The organism is Actinomadura sp. ATCC 39365 (genome assembly GCF_054392275.1).
Map to the genome: position 1 here is coordinate 5,047,190 of NZ_CP184335.1, position 19,388 is coordinate 5,066,577.

A 19,388-nucleotide genomic window follows, 5' to 3' on the forward strand; every position below is an offset into this window, starting at 1 on the left:
GTCACCTCCTCCGGGTGGCGTCCGTGTCGGCGCCGGCCCCGGTCAGGCGCCCGATCCAGCGGTCCAGGGGCAGCAGGTTGATCCCGGCGACGATCGGGACGTGCGCCAACGTGAACACGACCGCCCCCCAGAACGGGATCGGCCCGCCGGTGAACAGGTTGATGTGCGGGGCGTCGATCCGGTCGGGGATCTCGACCGGGTTGACCACCTGCCACATCACGTCGAGGAAGCCCGAGAACACGATCAGCACCCCGCTGGCCATGATCTTCAGGCAGCGGCCCGGCGAGCCGCCCCCGATCCGGTACGCGGCGGCGACCGTCAGCACGATCCCCGGGTAGAGCAGCAGGTACAGGTGCGTGTAGAAGTCGTCGCCCCGGGCCCGCGCGCCGTCCCCGTAGTAGAACCAGCTGATCCTCGGGATGAGGTAGCCGGTCAGGAACACGAACGGCACGTACAACAACCAGTGCAGGCGCTGCGACACCCAGGGGAAGAACGCGATCGCGCAGCACAGGCAGGCGAAGGCGAGCAGCTTGGCGGCGAGCTGCCAGGCGGCGTCGATCTCGCGGGCGTGCGGGGTGGCCAGCCAGACGAAGGCGAAGCCGGCCGCGCCGACGGCCAGGGCGATCCACCAGATGTGGGCGGCCCAGGGGCGCGGGGCGTCGAGCAGGGGGTCGGGATGGTTCACTACCGATCCTCGTAGGGCGTCATGGAAGGGTGACAGGAGCGCCCGACGCAGTATGTCACCTGTCCCGGCGACGACCACCGTAATACCGGATAACGGACCAACCGGAACTTGCGGGCATGCTGACTAACAGTAGAGTTCGCCTGAAAGTCCAGTTCATCGCCCATAAGGCATCTAGTGGAACGATTCAGGAGAAAAGTGACCGCAGAGGGCCTGCCTGCGATGTCAAGACCCGGTGGAGAGTTAGGAGGAAAGGTGTTCCGCTCGGCGCTTTTTGTGTGAAACTTGCATCATGTTTGGATAAGTCCAGCTCGGCGGGCCATTCCAGTCTGTTGGGAGCGCTCCCGCGACTTCTCATTTCATGCCCGTAACCCTTGTTTCGGGCATGTTCAAACTGCCGTCAGTCGACCACGCCCTCCGCGCGCAGGCCGGCCACCTGTGCCGGGGACAGGGACAGGAGCTCGCCCAGCACCTCCTCGGTGTGCTCGCCCAGCTCCGGCGCGGGCGACGGCGGGACCTGGCGGCCGTCCATGAGCAGCGGGCCGCCCGGGGCCAGGTGGGGGCCGACGCCCGGCTGGTCGAGCGGGGCCATCAGCGGCTCGGCGCGCAGCGCCGGCGCCCCGCCGGTGGCCAGCTCCTCCAGCGTCCGGTACCGCGACCGGAGCACCGACGTGCCCTTCAGCGCCCCCTCGGCCTCGTTCGCCGTACGCGCGGCGAACCACGGCGCGAGCAGCCCGCCCAGCGCCTCCCGGTGGGCGTAGCGGTCGGACTCGGAGCGGAAGTCGGCGGGCAGCGCCTCCTCCAGCGCCGACACCACGCGCGACAGCCCGGTGGCCGCGACCAGGTCGCGCCAGTGGCGTTCGGTGAGCACCAGGACCATGAGCCGCCGCCCGTCGGCGGTGGCGAAGTCGCGGCCGAAGTCGCCGTAGAGGTCGTTGCCGACGCGCGGACGGCCGGCGCCGCGGAGCTGGGCCTCGGCCAGGAGGCCCAGGTTGCCCATGGTCGCCAGGGCGACGTCGTGCAGGGCCACGTCGAGGCGGCGTCCCCGGCCGGTCGCGGCCCGGTGGCGGTCGGCCGCGAGCAGGCCCACGGCCAGGTACAGCCCGCAGGCGACGTCCCAGGCCGGCAGCACGTGGTTCACCGGGCCGTCGTGGTCGGCGGGGCCGGTCACGTACGGCAGGCCCAGCTCGGCGTTGACCGTGTAGTCCACGGCGGGACGGCCGTCGCGGTGGCCGAGCAGCCGCGCGTACACCAGATCGGGACGGCGCCCGGCCAGCTCCTCGTACGACAGCCCGGCCCGGGGCGGCGCGTTGGTGAGCACCGTGCCCGCGGCGACGGCCAGGTCGGCCACCAGCGCGCGCCCCCGGGCCGACCGCAGGTCGACGGTGACCGAGCGCTTGCCCTTGTTCAGCCCCGCCCAGTAGAGGCTGCGGCCGGACGGCGCGAGCGGCCAGCGCCGCGCGTCGGGCCCGCCGCCGACCGGATCGACCCGGACGACCTCCGCCCCGAGCTGGGCCAGCGTCATCCCGCCGAGCGGCGCGGCGACGAAGCTGGACAGCTCCACGACCCGCATCCCGGCCAGCGGTGCGGCATGCTCCTCCGCCACGGCCACCTCCCCGTCGATCCGCCGATCCTACGCGCGGACGGCGGCCTGATGATCTCGCCCGGAAGTTCTGGTAACAAACATTTCCCGAAATAACCGGTCTGCCCCATTGTCATTAACTGGAATTGTTGGAACATATGGTCTGAGTCACGAGTGAAGTCCAAAGATCGCCTACCGCAAGAGGGTGGCGGCGAGGGGAAAGGGGCAACGCTCATGCGCCAGCGTGCTGTCCGCAACTTGGCCAGGCTTGGCACGGCGCACGCCAGGATCACGCGGATACTTGACGCCGCCGCGGGCGGGAAGAACAACTTCCTCGCCGACAGAGACCTGGTTCGCCATTTCGATCAAGTAACTCCCGTCGCCACCACCGCGGCCCGTGCCGTTCTTGAATACCTGTCGCGGGTGATCCGTCATTTGGCCGCTGTCGAAGGCGTGGACCAGTTCATGATCGTGGGGAGCGGGGTGCCGAACGGCCCTTCGGGCGGCAGCCGCCTGCACGAGGTGGCCCGCCTGACCTCGCCCGGCCCGGACGTCCGCGTCGTGTACGTCGAGAGCGACCCGATGGCCCTGACGCTGGCCCAGGCCACCATCGAGCCCTTCTGCGACCTGGTGCGGGTGGTCGACGGCGACGTGCGCGAGATGGACGAGATGCTCGGCGACCCGGTGGTGCAGACGTTCCTCGACTGGGACCGGCCGATCGCCGTGCTGCTGCTGTCGGCCCACAGCCTCGACGACGAGTGCGCCCGTACCGTCGTCAAGCGGCTGCGTCACGCCGTCCCCGAGGGCAGCTTCCTCGGGCTGCTGCACATCACCTTCGACGGCGTGCCGGGGGAGCTGGCCCCGGCCGTGCGCGGCATGCTCGCCATGACGCTGCCCGGCCTCAACGTGCGCACCCGCGCCGAGGTCGCGGACCTGCTGGACGGTCTCGACCTGCTGGAGCCGGGCCTGGTGTGGGTGCCCGAGTGGCGTCCCGCCGACGGCGACCTCACCTGCGCGGACGCCCCCGCCTCGTCCGGCAACTACGGAGCCGTGGCCCGCATCCCCTGACCTTCCACGGACGGCCCCCGCGGCCTTCCCGCCCCCGCCGTGAACGATGATGCGGCCTGCGGGAGACAGCGAGGTGACCGCCGTCCTCGTGGAAGGAACGATGTGACCCTGCAGAACCTCTCGGAGCAGGACGACGCGGAGGTGATCCTCCGCTCCCGGGACGACCCCGAACAGTTCGCCGCGCTGTTCGACCGCCACGCCCGGCAGATCCACCTCTACGTCGCGCGCCGGCTCGGCACGCAGGCCGCCGACGACATCGTGGCGGAGACGTTCCTGGCCGCCTTCCGCCGCCGCGGCTCCTACGATCCCGACGCCCGCCTGGCCAGGCCCTGGCTGTACGGCATCGCCACCAGGCTGATCGCCCGGCACCGGCGCGACGAGGAACGGCTCCTGCGGGCGCTGAGCCGTACCGGGGCGGAGCCGCTGCCCGAGCCGCTCGGGGACGTCGTCACCCGGCGCGTCGCGGCCCAGGGCGAGGAGCGCCGGCTGCTCGCGGCGCTGGCGGCGCTGTCGCCCCGCGACCGCGACGTCCTGCTGCTCGTCGCGTGGGAGGACATGAGCCTGGAGGAGGCCGCGCAGGCCCTGGGCATCCCGGCGGGAACGGCGCGCTCCCGCATGCATCGCGCGCGCAAGAAGATCAAGGCCGTGCTTCCCGCGGAGGAGGAGAACTGATGGACGACCTGAACGCGGTGAGGCGAGTGCGCCGCCCCGTCCCGGAGATGACGCCGCAGGCGGAGGACGCGGCCCGGGCCAGGCTGCTGACCGCGGTACGGACGCCGGTGCGGACCACGACGCCCCGCCCGCGCCCCGCGCGTCCGGTGTGGCGGCTCGCGACGGCGGCCGTCCTGACCGTCCTGGCGGGCCTCGGCTGGGCCGCCATCCGTGAGCCCGGCGCCACGCCGGTGGCGAGCGTGCAACAGCTGAGCGAATGGGCCGCCGGTGCGGCGGAGCACGCCCCAGGCCCGGGCGCCCGCGGCGACCAGTGGCTCTACGTCAAAGAGCTCGACGCCGCCCCCGGCGCCTACGGCGGGTACGGGGTCGACACGAGCAGGCGGATCACCTCGGAGGTGTGGACGAGCGTCGACGGCAAGAAGATCGCCTGGTACGACGACAAGGGCAAGCTCCTCGTCCAGTACACCCACCCGGGCATCGGCGCCGCCGACCTGGCCGCGGAGCCCGTCACCCCGCGGACCGTGACCGACCGGCTCATCGCCGCCCTGCGCCCGCTCGATGAGTCGGCCGGTGATCCGCCGCCTCCCATGAACGAGCGGCTCTTCCAGGCGATCTACCAGTTGATGGGCGAGCAGGCGCTGCCCCCGCGGGTACGGGCCGCGCTGTTCCGCGCCCTGTCGGCCATCGAGGGAGTGCAGGTCACCCCCGACGCGGTCGACGCCGGCGGGCGGCGCGGCGTCGCCTTCAGCTACACCGGCGACTGGGCCCGCTATGACCTCATCCTCAGCCCCGGCGACTACCGCTTCCTGGGCACGTACGGCGTCAGCGTGACCGACCGGACCTTCACGTGGACGGGAGGCGGTGCGGACGTGCCCGCCGGCACCCCGGTCACCTGGACGGCCCAGCTCGGCACCGCGGTGGTGGACGAGCCGGGACGGCGTCCCTGAGGGCTGCAATTCATCACCATTTGAAAACCTCAGATGAAATCCACTGTAATGGGTAGTGAACACCGTCGCTCCGCCGGACGGCGACGTCGTCCGAGCTCGCACCGGCAGGGGGTGCGTCGAGGGCGGGCCGCCTGCTAGGACTTTCCTTTTGGTCGTCGGCGGAGTGATGAATAGGTGGCCCGTTATGTGGAAAAATGTCGGACCAGCGGCTTCGGTTTTCCATGGCCGCTCCACGACATCGCTCGAAGGCGCGGGCATGGACGACTCGGCATGGCACATCGAGGAGGCGTCCCTGGTGCTGGTGGAGGCGACGCTCGACGCCATGGCCGCGCTGGGTGACCTGTCGGTGCCCCGGCTGCGGGTGCTGCTGGCGGTCGACCGGCACGGCCCGATGAACCTCCGCTCCCTGGCCGACCGCCTGGACATGTCGCTGTCGGCGGCCGGCCGGGTCGTCGACCGCCTGGACACCGCCGGCCTGCTGAGCAGGGCCCCGGCCGCCCACAGCCGCCGGGAGATCCGCATCAGCACGACCCCGGCCGGCCGGGAGGTGCTGGAGCGGCTGCGCGCCGCGCGGCGGCAGCGCATCGGCCAGGCGCTGGAGAAGCTGGCCCCGGACGACCGCAGGACGCTCGTCCACGTGTTGCGGCGGCTGACCGAGGCGGCCGACTCCTGAGCGCCTGATCCGCCGACATCAGCCGCTATTTCGCCTTATTTCGCGAAATTTCGGTCGATAGACCTAATTGTGTTTTCGGGGGCGATGAAACCTTCCCGAAGAACTAACAGATTCCATATGGACACTGTCGCATGCTAGAAACAGTCGTCTGACTGCACACATCACTTTCAGTCGATTCGCCAGTGTCCGGGGGCGCGACAAGGCACGCATCCCGGCTGGACCAGCACGGGAAACCAAAAAGCCTCATTTCCACATAAGGGGGTCATGCGTCGTGCCTGGTGGAATACGCATGCATCTGACACGAGCCGAACGCGCCGCCGACACGGCGGCCGCACGGTTGCTGGCGGCGGGCACCCTGCTGCTGCGCGCCGACACCACGCCCGACCGGCGGGCGGTGTACCGCGGCGAGGACAAGGTCAACGACTCCCCGTACCGGCGCCGGTGGGCGCACGACAAAGTGGTGCGTTCCACTCACGGGGTCAACTGCACCGGCTCGTGCTCCTGGAAGGTCTACGTCAAGGACGGCCTGATCACCTGGGAGACCCAGCAGACCGACTACCCCAGCGTCGGCCCCGACCGTCCCGAGTACGAACCGCGCGGCTGCCCCCGCGGCGCCGCCTTCTCCTGGTACACCTACTCGCCCACCCGGGTGCGTTACCCGCACGCCCGCGGCGTGCTGGTGGAGCTGTACCGGGAGGCCAGGGCGCGCCTGGGCGACCCGGTCGCGGCCTGGGCCGAGATCACCACCGATCCCCGCAAACGCCACCGCTACCAGTCGGCGCGCGGCCAGGGCGGCCTGGTCCGCATCGAGTGGGACGAGGCGCTGGAGATCGCCGCGGCGGCCCACGTCCACACGCTCATGACGTACGGACCCGACCGGGTCGCCGGGTTCTCGCCGATCCCGGCCATGTCCATGGCCTCGCACGCGGTGGGCGCCCGGTTCATGTCGCTGATCGGCGCGCCGATGTTGTCCTTCTACGACTGGTACGCCGACCTGCCCGTGGCCTCGCCGCAGGTGTTCGGCGACCAGACCGACGTGCCGGAGTCGGGCGACTGGTGGGACGCGGCCTACCTCGTGCTGTGGGGGTCCAACGTCCCGGTCACCCGCACGCCCGACGCCCACTGGGTCACCGAGGCCCGCTACCGGGGCCAGAAGGTGATCGTGGTCTCGCCCGACTACTCCGACGCCGCCAAGTTCGCCGACGAGTGGCTGCACCCCCACCCCGGCACCGACGGCGCGCTCGCCGTCGCCATGGGGCACGTCATCCTGCGCGAGTTCTTCGCGGAACGGCAGGCCCCGCACTTCACCGGCCACGTCAAGCGCTTCACCGACCTGCCCTTCCTGGTGCACCTGGAGGAGCACGACGACGGCGGCCTGCGTCCCGGCAAGTTCCTGACCTCGGCGGACCTGGGCGGCCAGGAGGAGGCGGCCCGCTGGCGGCCGATGATCCTCGACGCCGCGACGGACCGCCCGGTCGCGCCCAACGGCACGCTCGGCGACCGCTGGAGCGCCGAGCAGGGACGCTGGAACCTCGACCTCGGCGACCTCGACCCGCTGCTCACCCTGCACGCGCCCGGCTGCGAGGGCGCCGAGGTGGTCCTGCCGCGCTTCGACGAGCCGGGCGTCGTCCGCAGGGGCGTGCCGGTCCGGCGGGTCGGCGACCGGCTCGTCACCACCGTCTTCGACCTGCTCATGGCCCAGTACGGCGTCGCCCGCCCCGGCCTGCCCGGCCAGTGGCCCACCGGCTACGACGACCCCGACGCCCCGGGCACGCCCGCCTGGCAGGAACGCATCACCTCCACCCCCGCCGCGCAGGCGATCAGGATCGCCCGGGAGTTCGCCGCCACCGCCGAGCGCACCGGCGGCCGAGCCATGATCATGATGGGCGCGGGCACCAACCACTGGTTCCACTCCGACACCATCTACCGCTCCTTCCTGACGCTGCTGCTGCTCACCGGCTGCCAGGGGGGCAACGGCGGCGGCTGGGCCCATTACGTGGGCCAGGAGAAGGTCCGGCCGCTGGCCGGCTGGCAGCAGCTGTCCACCGCGGCCGACTGGGTGCGCCCGTCCCGCCAGATGGCCGGCACGCCGTACTGGTACCTGCACACCGGCCAGTGGCGCTACGAACGGTTCTCGGCCGGAACGTTGTCCAGCCCCGCCGGGCCTCGCCGGTTCGCCGGGCGGCACACCCTCGACCTGGTGGCGCAGTCGGCCCGGCTGGGCTGGATGCCGAGCTACCCCACCTTCGCCGCCAACCCGCTCGACCTGGGCCGCCGCCTCCACGACAGCGGCGCCGACCCGGCCCGCTGGATCGCCGGCGAGGTGGAGTCCGGGCGGCTGGCGTTCGCCTGCGAGGACCCGGACGCGCCGGAGAACTGGCCGCGGGTGCTCACCGTCTGGCGGGCCAACCTGATCGGCTCCTCGGCCAAGGGCAACGAGTACTTCCTGCGCCACCTGCTGGGCGCGCCCGACAACGCCACCGCCGAGGAGGCACCGCCGCCCGACCGCCCCCGGGAGGTCACCTGGCGGGAGGCGCCGCGCGGCAAGCTCGACCTGCTGCTCGCCCTCGACTTCCGGATGACCTCCACGACGCTCTTCGCCGACCTGGTGCTGCCCGCCGCCACCTGGTACGAGAAGCACGACCTGTCCAGCACCGACCTGCACCCGTTCGTGCACGCCTTCACCCCGGCGATCAACCCGCCCTGGCGGGCCCGCACCGACTTCGACATCTTCCACTCGCTGGCCCGCAAGCTGAGCGAGCTGGCCGCCGGCCGCCTCGACGTCGCCCACGACCTGGTGGCCACCGCGCTCCAGCACGACACGCCCGGCGAGATCGCCCAGCCCGGCGGAGGCGTCCCCGACTGGCGCGAGAGCGGCGCGACGCCCGAACCCGGCCGCACCATGCCCGCGGTGACGCTGGTCGAGCGGGACTACACCGCCATCGCCGACCAGCTGGCCGCCTTCGGCCCACTGGCCGAGCGGCAGGGCATGACCGTCAAGGGCGTCACCGTGCGACCCGGCCCCGAGTCGGCCTGGCTCGCCGCGCGCTGCGGCACGGCCGCCGGCGGCCCGGCCGAGGGCCGTCCGCTGCTGGACAGCGACGTCAAGCTGTGCGAGGCGATCCTGGCGCTGTCGGGCACCACCAACGGCAGGATCGCCGCCGAGGGCTTCGACCGGCTCGCCGAGCGCTGCGGGCCCGGCTCGGGGCTGTCGGAGCTGGGCGCGTCGGTCGCCGGGCACCGCACGGTGTTCTCCGACACCCAGGACCGGCCGGTGCCCGCCGGGGCCAGCTTCGAGTGGTCGGGCGCGGAGGGGCACGACCGCCGCTACGCGCCGTTCACCATCAACACCGAGCACCGCAAACCCTGGCACACGCTCACCGGCCGCCAGCACTTCTACCTCGACCACGACTGGATGGCCGAGCTGGGCGAGCAGCTGCCCGTCTACCGGCCGCCGCTCGACCTCGACGCGCTGGGGGAGAGCCTGCCGGCCGCCCCCGACGGCGGCAAGGCGGTGCACGTGCGCTACCTCACGCCGCACTCCAAGTGGTCGATCCACTCCGAGTACCAGGAGAACCTGCTCATGCAGACGCTGGCCAGGGGCGGCCCGGTCATCTGGATCAGCGTCGAGGACGCCGCCGCGATCGGCGTGGCCGACAACGACTGGATCGAGGCCGTCAACGTCAACGGCGTCGTGGTGGCCCGCGCCGTCGTGTCCCACCGCATGCCGCCCGGCACCGTGTTCATGTACCACGTCCAGGAGCGGCTGGTGAACGTGCCCAAGTCGCAGGCCACCGGCCGGCGCGGCGGCGTGCACAACGCGCTCACCAAGCTCCTGGTCAAGCCGACCCACCTGATCGGCGGGTACGGCCAGCTCTCCTTCGCCCCCAACTACTACGGCCCCACCGGCAACCAGCGCGACGCGGTGACCGTCATCCGCCGCCGGGATCAGGAGGTGCGTTACTGATGCGACCGATGGCCCAGATCGCCATGGTGATGAACCTGGACAAATGCATCGGCTGTCACACCTGCTCGGTGACCTGCAAGCAGACGTGGACCAACCGGCCCGGCACCGAGTACGTCTGGTTCAACAACGTCGAGACCCGCCCCGGCCAGGGCTACCCGCGGGGCTGGCAGGACCAGGAGCGGTGGCGGGGCGGCTGGCGGCTGCGCCACGGCCGCCTGGTGCCCCGCGCCGGCGGCCGGCTGCGCCGCCTGGCCACCCTCTTCGCCAACCCCGAGTTCCCCGGCCTGGACGACTACTACGAGCCGTGGACCTACGACTACGACAACCTCACCAGCGCGCCGCTCGGCGACGACGTGCCGACCGCGCCGCCCCGCTCGCTGATCGACGGGCGGCCGACCGCCGTCACCTGGGGTCCGAACTGGGACGACGACCTCGGCGGCGGCCCGGAACAGCTCGCCGCCGACGTCGTCCTGCGCAAGGTGAGCGACACCGTGCGCCTGGACTACGAGCGGGCGTTCATGTTCCACCTGCCGCGCATCTGCGAGCACTGCCTCAACCCCTCCTGCGTGGCCGCCTGCCCGTCGGGGGCGATGTACAAGCGCATGGAGGACGGCATCGTCCTGGTCGACCAGGACCGGTGCCGGGGGTGGCGCATGTGCGTGTCCGGCTGCCCGTACAAGAAGGTGTACTTCAACCACCAGACCGGCAAGGCCGAGAAGTGCACGTTCTGCTACCCGCGCATCGAGGCGGGGGAGCCGACGGTCTGCTCCGAGACGTGCGTCGGCCGCCTGCGCTACCTCGGGGTCATGCTCTACGACGCCGACCGCATCGGCGCGGCCGCCGCCGTCCCGGACGAGCGTGACCTGTACCCGGCGCAGCTCGACTGCTTCCTCGACCCCGCCGACCCCGAGGTGGTCGCCGCCGCCGAGGCGGCGGGCATCCCGCACGACTGGCTGGAGGCGGCCCGCCGCTCGCCCGTGTACCGGCTCATCACCGAGTTCCGCATCGCGCTGCCCCTGCATCCGGAATACCGCACGATGCCCATGGTCTGGTACGTCCCGCCGCTGTCGCCCATCGTGGACGCGCTGGCCGAGACCGGGCACGACGGCGAGGACGTGGGCAACCTGTTCGGCGCCATCGACTCGCTGCGCATCCCGGTCGGCTACCTCGCCGAGCTGTTCACCGCGGGCGACCCGGTCCCGGTGGAAGCCGCGCTGCACCGCCTGGCCGCCATGCGCGCGCACATGCGGGCCCGCAACCTCGGCGACGAGCCGGACCCCGGCATCGCCGCCGGGACCGGCCTGTCGGCCGCCGACCTGGAACGCATGTACCGCCTGCTCGCCCTGGCCAAGTACGACGAGCGGTACGTCATCCCCACCGCCTACGTCACCTCCGACCACGCCGGGGACGCCGGCTGCAGTCTCGACGCCCCCGGCGGCCCCGGCATGCTCGCCGAGAGCTTCCACAGCGCCCCGGTCACCAGGGACGACGGGCTGCGCGGCCGGGTCAACCTGCTCAACTGGGACGGCAAGGGCACGCCCGACGGCCTGTTCCCGTCCAGGGACGAGGCGGGCGAGTGAACCGGCACGGCTCCCGCCTGATCCACCAGGCCGCGTCCCTGCTCCTGAGCTACCCGGGCGAGGACTGGCCCGCCCGCCTCGGCCTGGTCCGCGACGCGCTCGGCGCGGCGGGCGGCGCCGCCGCCGAGCGCCTGCGCGGCTTCTGCGCCGAGGCGGCGGCCCTGCCCGCGCTCGACGCCGGCGCCGCGTACGTGTCCACGTTCGACCGCAGCGGCCGGCGCACGCTCCACATGACCTACTACGGCGACGGCGACACCCGTCGGCGCGGCGAGTCCCTGCTGGAGCTCAAGACGCTCTACCGCGCCCACGGCTGGCGGCCCGGCACCGGCGAGCTGCCCGACTTCCTGCCGGTGATGCTGGAGTTCGCCGCCCGCGTGCCCGGCCCCGGCGGCCGGCTGCTGCGCGACCACCGGCCCGGCCTCGACCTGCTGCACGCCGGCCTGACCGCCCGCCGCAGCCGCTACGCCGCCGTCGTGGAGGCCGTGCGGCTGACGTTGCCCCGCGCCACGTCCGCCGACCGCCGGACCGTGGGCGAGCGGACGGCGCTCGGCCCGCCCGCCGAACGCGTCGGCCGTACCGCCCTGCCCGAGGTTCCCGGAGGAGTCCGCCGATGAGGCATCTCAACATCGCCCTGTGGGGTGTTCTGCCGTACGTCGTCCTGGTGTTGTTCGTCGCCGGGGCGGTCTGGCGCTACCGCTACGACCGGTTCGGGCTGACCACCCGCTCCAGCCAGCTCCACGAGAGCCGCCTGCTGCGGGTGGGCGGGCCGCTGTTCCACTTCGGGCTGCTGTTCGTGATCGCCGGTCACCTCGTCGGCCTGCTCGTCCCCGAGCGGTTCACCGAGGCCGTGCACGTGACCGAGCCCATGTACCAGCTCAACGCCCTGGTCGTCGGCGGGTTGGCCGGGCTGGCCACCGTGGTCGGGCTCGGCGTGCTGCTGTGGCGGCGGCTGAGCGTACGGGCCGTGCGGCGGGCCACCGGCCGCTCCGACCGCGTCCTGTACCCGGTGCTGGCCACCGTGCTGCTCGCCGGGCTGATCGCCACCCTGCTCGGCCCGTCCGGCCACTACGACTACCGGCTCGGCGTGTCGGTGTGGTTCCGCAGCCTGCTCGAACTGGAGCCGGACGTCGGCGCCATGGCCTCGGCGCCGTTCGTGTTCCAGGCGCACACGCTGCTCGGCCTGGCCCTGTTCGCGCTGTGGCCGTTCAGCCGCCTCGTCCACGCCTTCGCCGCGCCCGTCGCGTACCTGGCCAGGCCGTACATCGTCTACCGCTCCCGCGGTGGCGCGCTGCCCCGATGAGCGCCGGAGCCGCCGCGGAAGGGGCCGAAGGCGCGGAGGGAGCGGCCGGGGGCCGGGCCCGGGAGCGGGGGGCGGTCAGGGCGCGGGTCGCCGTGGCGTGCGCGGTCGCCGGGAGGGCCGCGGTGTGCATCAGCGTGCCCGCCCTGGTCGCCTGGCTGGCCCACCAGCCGTTCGTCTTCCCCTCCCTGGGGCCGACGATCTACCTGGTGCTCACCGCGCCGGGGGCGCCGGCCGCCGCTCCGCGCCGTACCGTCGCCGGGCACGCCATCAGCGCCGCCGGCGGCTACCTGGCGCTCACCGTCACCGGGCTGACGCGCACCGCGCCCGACCTGGGGCACATCGACGGGCGCCGGGTGCTCGCCGTCGTCATCGCGCTGTCCTGCACGACGCTGGGCATGCTGGCCACCGACAGCTCCCATCCGCCCGGCGGCGCGACCACGCTGATCGTGGCGCTGGGTTTCCTGCGCACCCCGCTGAACCTGGCCGTCCTGCTCACCGCCGTGGTGCTCACGACCCTCGTCCTGCTCGCGCTGGGACGCCTGCGCGTCTCCCGCGTGGTAACTTCGCAGAAGAAGTTACTTCTTGGGGGATTTATCTTCTCCAAGAAGGAGGACAGGAAGTGAGGACCGCGTGCCGAACACCCCCGACCCGTCCGACGCCGGCCGGCGCTACCGCCGCTACCTGAGCGCGGTCATGCTGCACGGCCACGCCGGCGCCAAAGCCTGCGGCCTGGGCGCCACCGACCTGTACGCCCTGAACATCCTCGAACTGGCCGGCCCGATGACCCCCGGCGAGCTCGGCGTCCGCACCGGCCTGACCACTGGCCCGACCACCCGGCTGATCGACCGGCTGGAGCAGGCCGGGTACGTCCGCCGCGTCCCCGCCCCCGACGACCGCCGCAAGGTGATCGTCGAGCCGGTCGGCAAGCCCGCCGAGCTCGACGCGGTCATGGCCCCCGTGCGGCAGAAGATCGGTGACATCCTCGCGGGCTACCCGGCCGAGCACCTCGACGTGCTCTACGACTACTTCGACCGGGCCGCCCGCGCCTACCAGGAGGCCGCCGAGGACCTGCGCTCCGGCTCCTGACCCGGCGGTCAGCGGAAGTCGGAGATGCGCAGCACCGCCAGCATGTCCGTCGCCCGCGAACCGGTCGAGAACGACGCCTCCACCCCGACCCAGCCGCGGAAGGCCCCCGTGTCGTCGATGATCTGCATCAGCGGCTTGACGTGGGAGTTGCCCGTGTAGCAGAACTCGCCGCGCTCCATCGCCAGGCACGTGCACCAGTGCCACAGCGTGTCACGGCGGTCGGACTTGGAGATCGTCGTCAGGTAGTACTGGATCGAGCTGACGTTGGCCCGCGTGCCGCCGCCGTACTTGGGGCAGCCGCCCGACTTCTGGCACGCCCCCCGCGACGACGGCTGCAGGTAGGTCAGGCACGAGGTGGTCGACTTGCAGGCGCGGAAGGAGGAGTGGCCGAACGGCTGGTTCGCCGACCTGACCAGCGTGCCGCTCGCCCAGCTCGTCAGGTCCTGCCTGAGCGAGCCGGGGAAGGCCCGCACCGAGCTCATCGCGCGCCGGGTGCCGATCGCGGCGTTGCTGCCGTAGCCGTAGCCGTGCGTGGCCAGGCTGCTGCCCTTGAGGTCGAGGCGGGCCAGCTTGCCGTCGGGCGAGGTGCGCACGTACCACTGCTCGGTCCAGGTCTGGGCGATCTTCCACCGGATGGTGAGCACGTTGCCCGCCAGCGTGTACGTCCCCGTGCGGGTCTCGCTCGGGCCGCCCGTGTAGCCGCCCGCGGTGAGCACCTCGCAGCCGCGCGGACGCGACGCGACGCCGCCGGCCTTGGTGGTGCAGCTCGGGTCGGGCACGGTGCCGGTGCGCTGCCTGGCCTTGGGGAAACGTTGCCACCACAGGTACAGGGCGGCGCTCACCGTGCCGTTCGCGGCGAAGCGGTAGGTGCCCAGGCGCACCCAGTTCTGCCGGGAGGCGGCCTGGAGATGGCCCTGCGAGACGACGAAGGTGGACTTGCCGCCCGGCAGCGCCGAGGCGGCGGTCTGGGCGGCGGCGGTGGTCGCGGCGGTGGCCGCGACAGCGGCTGTCACCGGTTGGACGGGGATAAGGGCGAGGGCGAGCACGAAGGAGAGGACTGCCGCTGCGGTACGCATGGGAGAGACTCCGTAGGGCTTGCGGGCGTTGGCTGATCGTCAACGGCCCACCGTATTCCGGCCTGACCGGATCTGTCCTCGAAACGCGGTCAGGAGGACCCTGACAGCGCTCGACGCCCGCCCGTGAAGCTAGGATGAGGACGTTTCCAGCACCGCGAGGAGGTTGATCATGTCGTTCCCACCGCCCGGCATGGTTCTCGGCGACGCCCCGGCGCGCACTTCCTCGCGGGGGGCCGCCACAGGCTGACCCTCTCCGCGTCGAAGTGCTTCTCATGGCCATCACTGGTTCGATCATGAGGAGCCCTGAGTGCTCGAGATCCGCTGGACCGAAGACGGCGAGGCCCGGTCGGCCCGCTGGCGTTCCGAGAACGGCTCGCCGCCGCCCGCGCGCGTGGTGATCGCCGACGAGCGCCTGGCCGCGGCCACGGCGTACCGGCTGGCCTGCGAGGGCACCGCGCTGCTGTGGCGCGGAGACTTCCACGCCGCACGCCGGCTGCTGCGCGCCATGGCCCGCCGCGCCGACCGCCACCCACCCAACCTCACCCCCACCCGTTCACCGCACCCTTCCCACACCCCCTCACCCGCCCCCTCGGCCCCCGCGTCCGCCTCTCCAATGGCGCCCGCGTCCGCCGCCTCACCCTCGCGCCCGGCGGACTCCCCGCCGGGCTCTGCGTCCGTCCCCTCACTGGCGCCCGCGTCCGCTCACCCGCCCGCGTCTTCGCTCGCGCAGGACTTCCACCAGTACCGGCGGGCCCGCTCCCAGCGGGCCGTCACGCTGGGCCGGTTGCTGGTGCCGCTCGACCCGGACCACAGCGTGCCCCTGCGGCGCGCCCCTGACGTGCGGGACGCCTGCGCGCAGGTCTACGGGCCCGCGACGGAGGCTTCGGTCGTCTCGCTGCGCGAGCTGCTGGGCATCGTCGGGGCGTACGAATGGCGCAGGCGCGGCGTCGAGGTGCCCGCCCTGAACGACCGCATCCATCCCCACTACGGCGTCTTCTCACCGGTGCGCGGCGAATACGTCGACCTGGTGGCCGCCGCTCCGCTGGTCTCGCGCGCGGGGGCGTTCGACATCGGCACCGGGACGGGCGTGCTCGCCGCGGTCCTCGCCCGCAGAGGCGTCGAGCGCGTCGTGGCCACCGACCGCGACCCGCGCGCCGTGGCCTGCGCCCGCGACAACCTGCGACGGCTGGAGCTGTCCGGGCGGGTCCACGTCCTGGACGCCGACCTCTTCCCGCCCGGACGCGCGCCGCTCGTCGTCTGCAACCCGCCCTGGCTCCCGGCCAAGCCCGTCTCGCCCCTCGACCACGCGGTCTACGACCCCGGGAGCCGCATGCTCCGCGGCTTCCTCGACGGCCTCGGCGAGCACCTGACACCGGAGGGCGAGGGCTGGCTGATCCTGTCGGACCTGGCCGAACGGCTGGGATTACGGACCCGTGCCGACCTGCTGTCCGCCTTCACGAGCGCGGGCCTACAGGTCGTGGACCAGCTCCACGCCCGACCACGACACCCACGCGCCTCCGACCAGACCGACCCCCTGCACGCGGCCCGCGCCACCGAGATCACCTCCTTGTGGCGCCTCCGCCGTACTTGACCCCCTCTCCACCCACACCCGGCCGGGCCGTCCGCCTGCGTCTGGCCGGGCCCTCCACCCGCGTCTGGGCCGCTTGCCCCGGCTGCCATGCGCGGTCGGGGGTTCGGGTGCGCGGAACCTTCACATGGTGTCCCTGGGATCTGCGAACTCGTCTGGTTGGGTGGGATCATGATCGACATTGATCCCGCCTCCCGTCCTGACCCGATCTCCTACCTCGACCACGTCGCCTCCACCGACGTCGGCAGGGGCTACAAGCGGCAGGTGCTCGAACTGCTGGACCTGCGGCCCGGGCAGACCGTGCTCGACCTCGGCTGCGGCCCCGGGACCGACCTCGCGGCCATGGCCGACGCCGTCGCCCCCGCCGGACGGGTGATCGGCCTCGACCGCAACTCGGCGATGGTCGCCGAGGCGGGCGCCCGTCTGGCCGGACGGCCCCAGGTCGAGGTGCGTTCCGGAGACGTGCACGAGCTGCCGGTCGCGGACGGGAGCATCGACCGGGCCCGTACCGACCGGGTCCTCCAGCACGTGGACGACCCGGCGCGGGTGCTGGCGGAGTTCCGCCGGGTGGCGCGTCCCGGGGCGCGGATCGTCATGGCCGAGCCCGACTGGGAGGGCATGCTCATCGACTCCCCACGCCCGGACGTCGGCCGGACGCTGGCCCGGTTCATCTCCACCGAGATGATCCGACACGGCACGCTAGGCCGCAGCCTGGCCCGGTTGTGCGAGGAGGCGGGCCTCACGGTGCGGTCGGTGGTGACGGTCGCGCCGGTCTTCCGCGACCTGGCCACCGCCGACCAGGTCCTCGGCCTGCGCCGCAACCTGGTCAGGGCCGTCGGCGCCGGATATCTCGAACCCGGCGCCGAGGAGTGGTTCGACGACCTGCGCTCCCGCCCCTTCCTGGCCTCGGCCCTGCTGTTCCTGGTGACGGCCGAAGTGGGCTGACTGCCGTGCCGTCCCTGGCGGTGGCCGGGGGGCGGCGAAGAAGGCCAGGGGCGGCGAGAAGCGGAGGGCCAGGGGTGGCGGAATGCGGAGGGCCGGGGGCGGCCAAGGGGAAGGGGCGAGGGTCAGGTGATGCGGAGCGGGAGGGTGCGGGGGCCGCGGACCTGGCCCGTCGCCCAGGTGACGGCGTCGGGGTCGGCGAGGGTGAAGGTGGGGATGCGCTGGAGCCAGACGTCGAGGGCGGTGCGGAGTTCCATGCGGGCCAGGTGGGAGCCGACGCAGCGGTGGATGCCGAGTCCGAAGGCGGCGTGGCGGTTGATGTCGCGGTCGATGCGGATGTCGGTGGGGTGGTCGAAGTGGTCGGGGTCGCGGTTGGCGGCGGGGAAGGAGAGCAGGACCCAGTCGTCGGCTTTCATGTCGACGCCGTTCCAGTGCATGTCGTGTTTGACGAGGCGGGCCATGGTGACGGGGGCGTAGGCGCGCAGGAACTCCTCCATGGCGGTGGGGAGCAGGGCGGGTTCGGCGACCAGGCGTTCGCGGTCGGCGGGGGTCTTGGCCAGGTGCCACAGGGACGCGCCGATCGCGCTCCAGGTGGTGTCGATACCGGCGATGAGCAGCAGCGCGATCGTGCCCGCCACGTGCCCGGCCTCCAGCTTGTGGCCGTACAGCTCGGCCTCGACCAGGTACGTCGTGAGGTCGTCGCGCGGATGGGCCACGTGGTCGCGGATCTGGTCCAGCAGGTAGTCGAAGAGCCGTCCCATGTTGGCGGTCCGCTGCTCGGGCGGCAGGTTGACGCCTTCGAGGGCGTTCTCGATGAACTCGCGGAAGCGCGGGCCGTCCTCGGGCGGGAAGCCCAGCATGTCGGCGATCACCCGCATCGGGATGTGCTGGGCGTAGTCGCGGGCGGCGTCCACGACGTCCTGGCCCTCCAGGCCGTCGATCAGCTCGTGGCAGAGCGCCCGCGTCGACGCCTCCCGCCTGGCGACCGCCGTCTTGGTGAAGGCCGGCAGCAGCAGCTTGCGCGCGTCGTGATGGAAGGGCGGGTCGGACGAGATCGGCGGCGTGCCGCCCACCGGCGCGCTCTCCAGCGGCGGCCGGAAGTTGCTCATGATGATCGAGCGTGAGGAGAACCGCTCGGTGTCGTAGGCGACGGCCGCGACGTCCGCGTAGCGGGTGGGCAGCCAGCCGCCGCCGAACCGGTCGGTGTGCGCGATCGGGCAGCGCCGCCGCAGGTCGTCCTGGATGGGGTACGGGTCGGCGGCCCACTCCGGCTCCAGGTGGGAGAAGTCGGTGGCCCAGTCCGAGACCGGGCCGGTGACGATCTCGCTGCGGGTGCCGATCTCCTCGTCGTCGCCGGGCTCGCCGAAGCCCTTGACGAAGCGCTCGTCCACGCTCATGTCACGCCTCCCCGAGCAGGTCGATCGCCCGCTCCGGGCAGTTGGAGACGGCCAGCCGCGCCGTGCGCTCCTGGCCGGGCGGCACCTGGCCGTCGCGCAGGACCGTTCCGTAACCTTCGTCGTCCTCGCCGAACAGGTCGGGGGCGAGGTCGTAGCAGCGGCCATGTCCCTGGCAGCGCTCGGGGTCGATCTGTACTCTCACGGCGTTCCTTCGTGCGGTGGGGCGGGGGAGAGGGCGGCGACGACGCGGATGAGCAGCCTGGCCCACTCCTCCTCGTCCACCTGGTGGGGGTCCGGGGCGATGAGCGCGCTGCCCATCGCGAGCAGGAGGCAGAAATGGGCGATCGCCTCCGGTGACAGCGCCTGGTCCAGCTCGCCGCCGTCCTGGCCGGCGCGGACCAGGCCGGCCAGCCAGCGGGCGCGCTCGCCGACGTAGTCGCGCATGGGGAGGGCCACGTCCTCGTCGCGGCGGGCGGCGACCAGCGCCTCGACGATGAGGTCGCCGCCGGCGTCCAGGGGGCGGGGGAGCCGGCGGCCGGCGGCGACGAGCAGGTCGGCGACCGGCCGATCGGGGTCGTCGGCGAACAGGCCGGCCAGCAACTGCCGCCCGTGCGCGCCCAGCGCGGCCACGAGCAGGCCGGCCTTGGAGCCGAAGTGGGCGTACAGGGCACCGTTGCTCACCCCCGCCGCGGCGGCGATGTCGGCGACACGGGTGCCGTCGTAGCCGCGCCTGGCGAAGACGTCCGCGGCGGCGCGCAGCAGGCGTTCCCGCGTCTCGGCGGCGGTGACGCCGGCGATACGTCCCATGGACGAATTAAAAGATCGTTC

At 72.6% G+C, this 19,388-nt stretch carries 18 protein-coding genes; 12 read left to right on the forward strand and 6 right to left on the reverse strand.

Translation table 11 applies throughout. The features are described from left to right. Position 1: 1 nt before the first annotated feature. Positions 2-685: a hypothetical protein gene (locus tag ACNF49_RS24850; RefSeq protein WP_482945145.1), complete on the reverse strand. Its 684-nt coding sequence runs from the start codon at positions 683-685 to the stop codon at positions 2-4. 397 nt (positions 686-1,082) lie between these two features. After that, on the reverse strand, positions 1,083-2,288 hold the full coding sequence (locus tag ACNF49_RS24855) for a CoA transferase (RefSeq protein ID WP_482945146.1): 1,206 nt from the start codon (positions 2,286-2,288) through the stop codon (positions 1,083-1,085). Positions 2,289-2,498: 210 nt separating this feature from the next. On the opposite strand from ACNF49_RS24855, the gene ACNF49_RS24860 reads away from it, so the two are divergent. The 10 genes from ACNF49_RS24860 to ACNF49_RS24905 all read left to right on the forward strand — a co-directional run bounded on the left by ACNF49_RS24860 (position 2,499) and on the right by ACNF49_RS24905 (position 13,557). Then, positions 2,499-3,332: an SAM-dependent methyltransferase gene (locus ACNF49_RS24860; RefSeq protein ID WP_357981341.1), complete on the forward strand. Its 834-nt coding sequence runs from the start codon at positions 2,499-2,501 to the stop codon at positions 3,330-3,332. Positions 3,333-3,434: 102 nt separating this feature from the next. Beyond that, the gene (locus tag ACNF49_RS24865) at positions 3,435-4,004 is read left to right on the forward strand and encodes an RNA polymerase sigma factor (protein ID WP_357981338.1); all 570 of its coding nucleotides are present in this window, start codon (positions 3,435-3,437) and stop codon (positions 4,002-4,004) included. After that, the gene (locus tag ACNF49_RS24870) at positions 4,004-4,951 is read left to right on the forward strand and encodes a CU044_5270 family protein (protein ID WP_482945147.1); all 948 of its coding nucleotides are present in this window, start codon (positions 4,004-4,006) and stop codon (positions 4,949-4,951) included. Before ACNF49_RS24865 ends, ACNF49_RS24870 begins: the two co-directional genes overlap by 1 nt. A 256-nt stretch (positions 4,952-5,207) precedes the next feature. Continuing rightward, the gene (locus tag ACNF49_RS24875; RefSeq protein WP_397174501.1) at positions 5,208-5,624 is read left to right on the forward strand and encodes a MarR family winged helix-turn-helix transcriptional regulator; all 417 of its coding nucleotides are present in this window, start codon (positions 5,208-5,210) and stop codon (positions 5,622-5,624) included. A gap of 289 nt (positions 5,625-5,913) precedes the next feature. Then, entirely contained in the window at positions 5,914-9,591 is a 3,678-nt protein-coding gene (locus ACNF49_RS24880) for a nitrate reductase subunit alpha (protein WP_482945148.1), read from the forward strand. Beyond that, positions 9,591-11,171: a nitrate reductase subunit beta gene (gene narH, locus ACNF49_RS24885; protein ID WP_357981326.1), complete on the forward strand. Its 1,581-nt coding sequence runs from the start codon at positions 9,591-9,593 to the stop codon at positions 11,169-11,171. The genes ACNF49_RS24880 and narH overlap by 1 nt, the downstream gene beginning before the upstream one ends. Next, positions 11,168-11,785, forward strand: a complete 618-nt coding sequence (narJ, locus tag ACNF49_RS24890) for a nitrate reductase molybdenum cofactor assembly chaperone (protein ID WP_482945149.1) — start codon at positions 11,168-11,170, stop codon at positions 11,783-11,785. Before narH ends, narJ begins: the two co-directional genes overlap by 4 nt. Further along, positions 11,782-12,471, forward strand: coding sequence for a respiratory nitrate reductase subunit gamma (narI, locus tag ACNF49_RS24895; protein ID WP_482945150.1), 690 nt, complete (start codon positions 11,782-11,784; stop codon positions 12,469-12,471). Before narJ ends, narI begins: the two co-directional genes overlap by 4 nt. Further along, the gene (locus ACNF49_RS24900; protein WP_498702959.1) at positions 12,468-13,094 is read left to right on the forward strand and encodes an HPP family protein; all 627 of its coding nucleotides are present in this window, start codon (positions 12,468-12,470) and stop codon (positions 13,092-13,094) included. The genes narI and ACNF49_RS24900 overlap by 4 nt, the downstream gene beginning before the upstream one ends. A 7-nt stretch (positions 13,095-13,101) precedes the next feature. Further along, positions 13,102-13,557, forward strand: coding sequence for a MarR family winged helix-turn-helix transcriptional regulator (locus ACNF49_RS24905; RefSeq protein ID WP_352354937.1), 456 nt, complete (start codon positions 13,102-13,104; stop codon positions 13,555-13,557). A gap of 8 nt (positions 13,558-13,565) precedes the next feature. Here ACNF49_RS24905 and ACNF49_RS24910 read toward each other — a convergent pair whose 3' ends face one another. After that, positions 13,566-14,570 (reverse strand): hypothetical protein, encoded by a 1,005-nt coding sequence (locus tag ACNF49_RS24910; protein ID WP_482945152.1) that lies wholly within the window; start codon positions 14,568-14,570, stop codon positions 13,566-13,568. 370 nt (positions 14,571-14,940) lie between these two features. On the opposite strand from ACNF49_RS24910, the gene ACNF49_RS24915 reads away from it, so the two are divergent. Both ACNF49_RS24915 and ACNF49_RS24920 read left to right on the forward strand, forming a co-directional pair. Next, the gene (locus ACNF49_RS24915; protein ID WP_482945153.1) at positions 14,941-16,224 is read left to right on the forward strand and encodes a methyltransferase; all 1,284 of its coding nucleotides are present in this window, start codon (positions 14,941-14,943) and stop codon (positions 16,222-16,224) included. 168 nt (positions 16,225-16,392) lie between these two features. Next, positions 16,393-17,166 carry a methyltransferase domain-containing protein gene (locus ACNF49_RS24920; RefSeq protein ID WP_482945154.1) on the forward strand — a complete coding sequence of 258 codons (774 nt, stop codon included), beginning with the start codon at positions 16,393-16,395 and terminating at the stop codon, positions 17,164-17,166. A 122-nt stretch (positions 17,167-17,288) separates the two neighbouring features. On the opposite strand, the gene ACNF49_RS24925 is transcribed toward ACNF49_RS24920, so the two are convergent. Genes ACNF49_RS24925 through ACNF49_RS24935 form a run of 3 tightly spaced genes read right to left on the reverse strand, consistent with a single transcriptional unit; the run spans position 17,289 to position 19,367 of the window. After that, positions 17,289-18,560: a cytochrome P450 gene (locus tag ACNF49_RS24925; RefSeq protein WP_482945155.1), complete on the reverse strand. Its 1,272-nt coding sequence runs from the start codon at positions 18,558-18,560 to the stop codon at positions 17,289-17,291. Position 18,561: 1 nt separating this feature from the next. Then, the gene (locus tag ACNF49_RS24930; RefSeq protein WP_357988509.1) at positions 18,562-18,762 is read right to left on the reverse strand and encodes a ferredoxin; all 201 of its coding nucleotides are present in this window, start codon (positions 18,760-18,762) and stop codon (positions 18,562-18,564) included. Beyond that, positions 18,759-19,367 carry a TetR/AcrR family transcriptional regulator gene (locus tag ACNF49_RS24935; protein WP_357988506.1) on the reverse strand — a complete coding sequence of 203 codons (609 nt, stop codon included), beginning with the start codon at positions 19,365-19,367 and terminating at the stop codon, positions 18,759-18,761. The genes ACNF49_RS24930 and ACNF49_RS24935 overlap by 4 nt, the downstream gene beginning before the upstream one ends. Positions 19,368-19,388 lie beyond the last annotated feature (21 nt).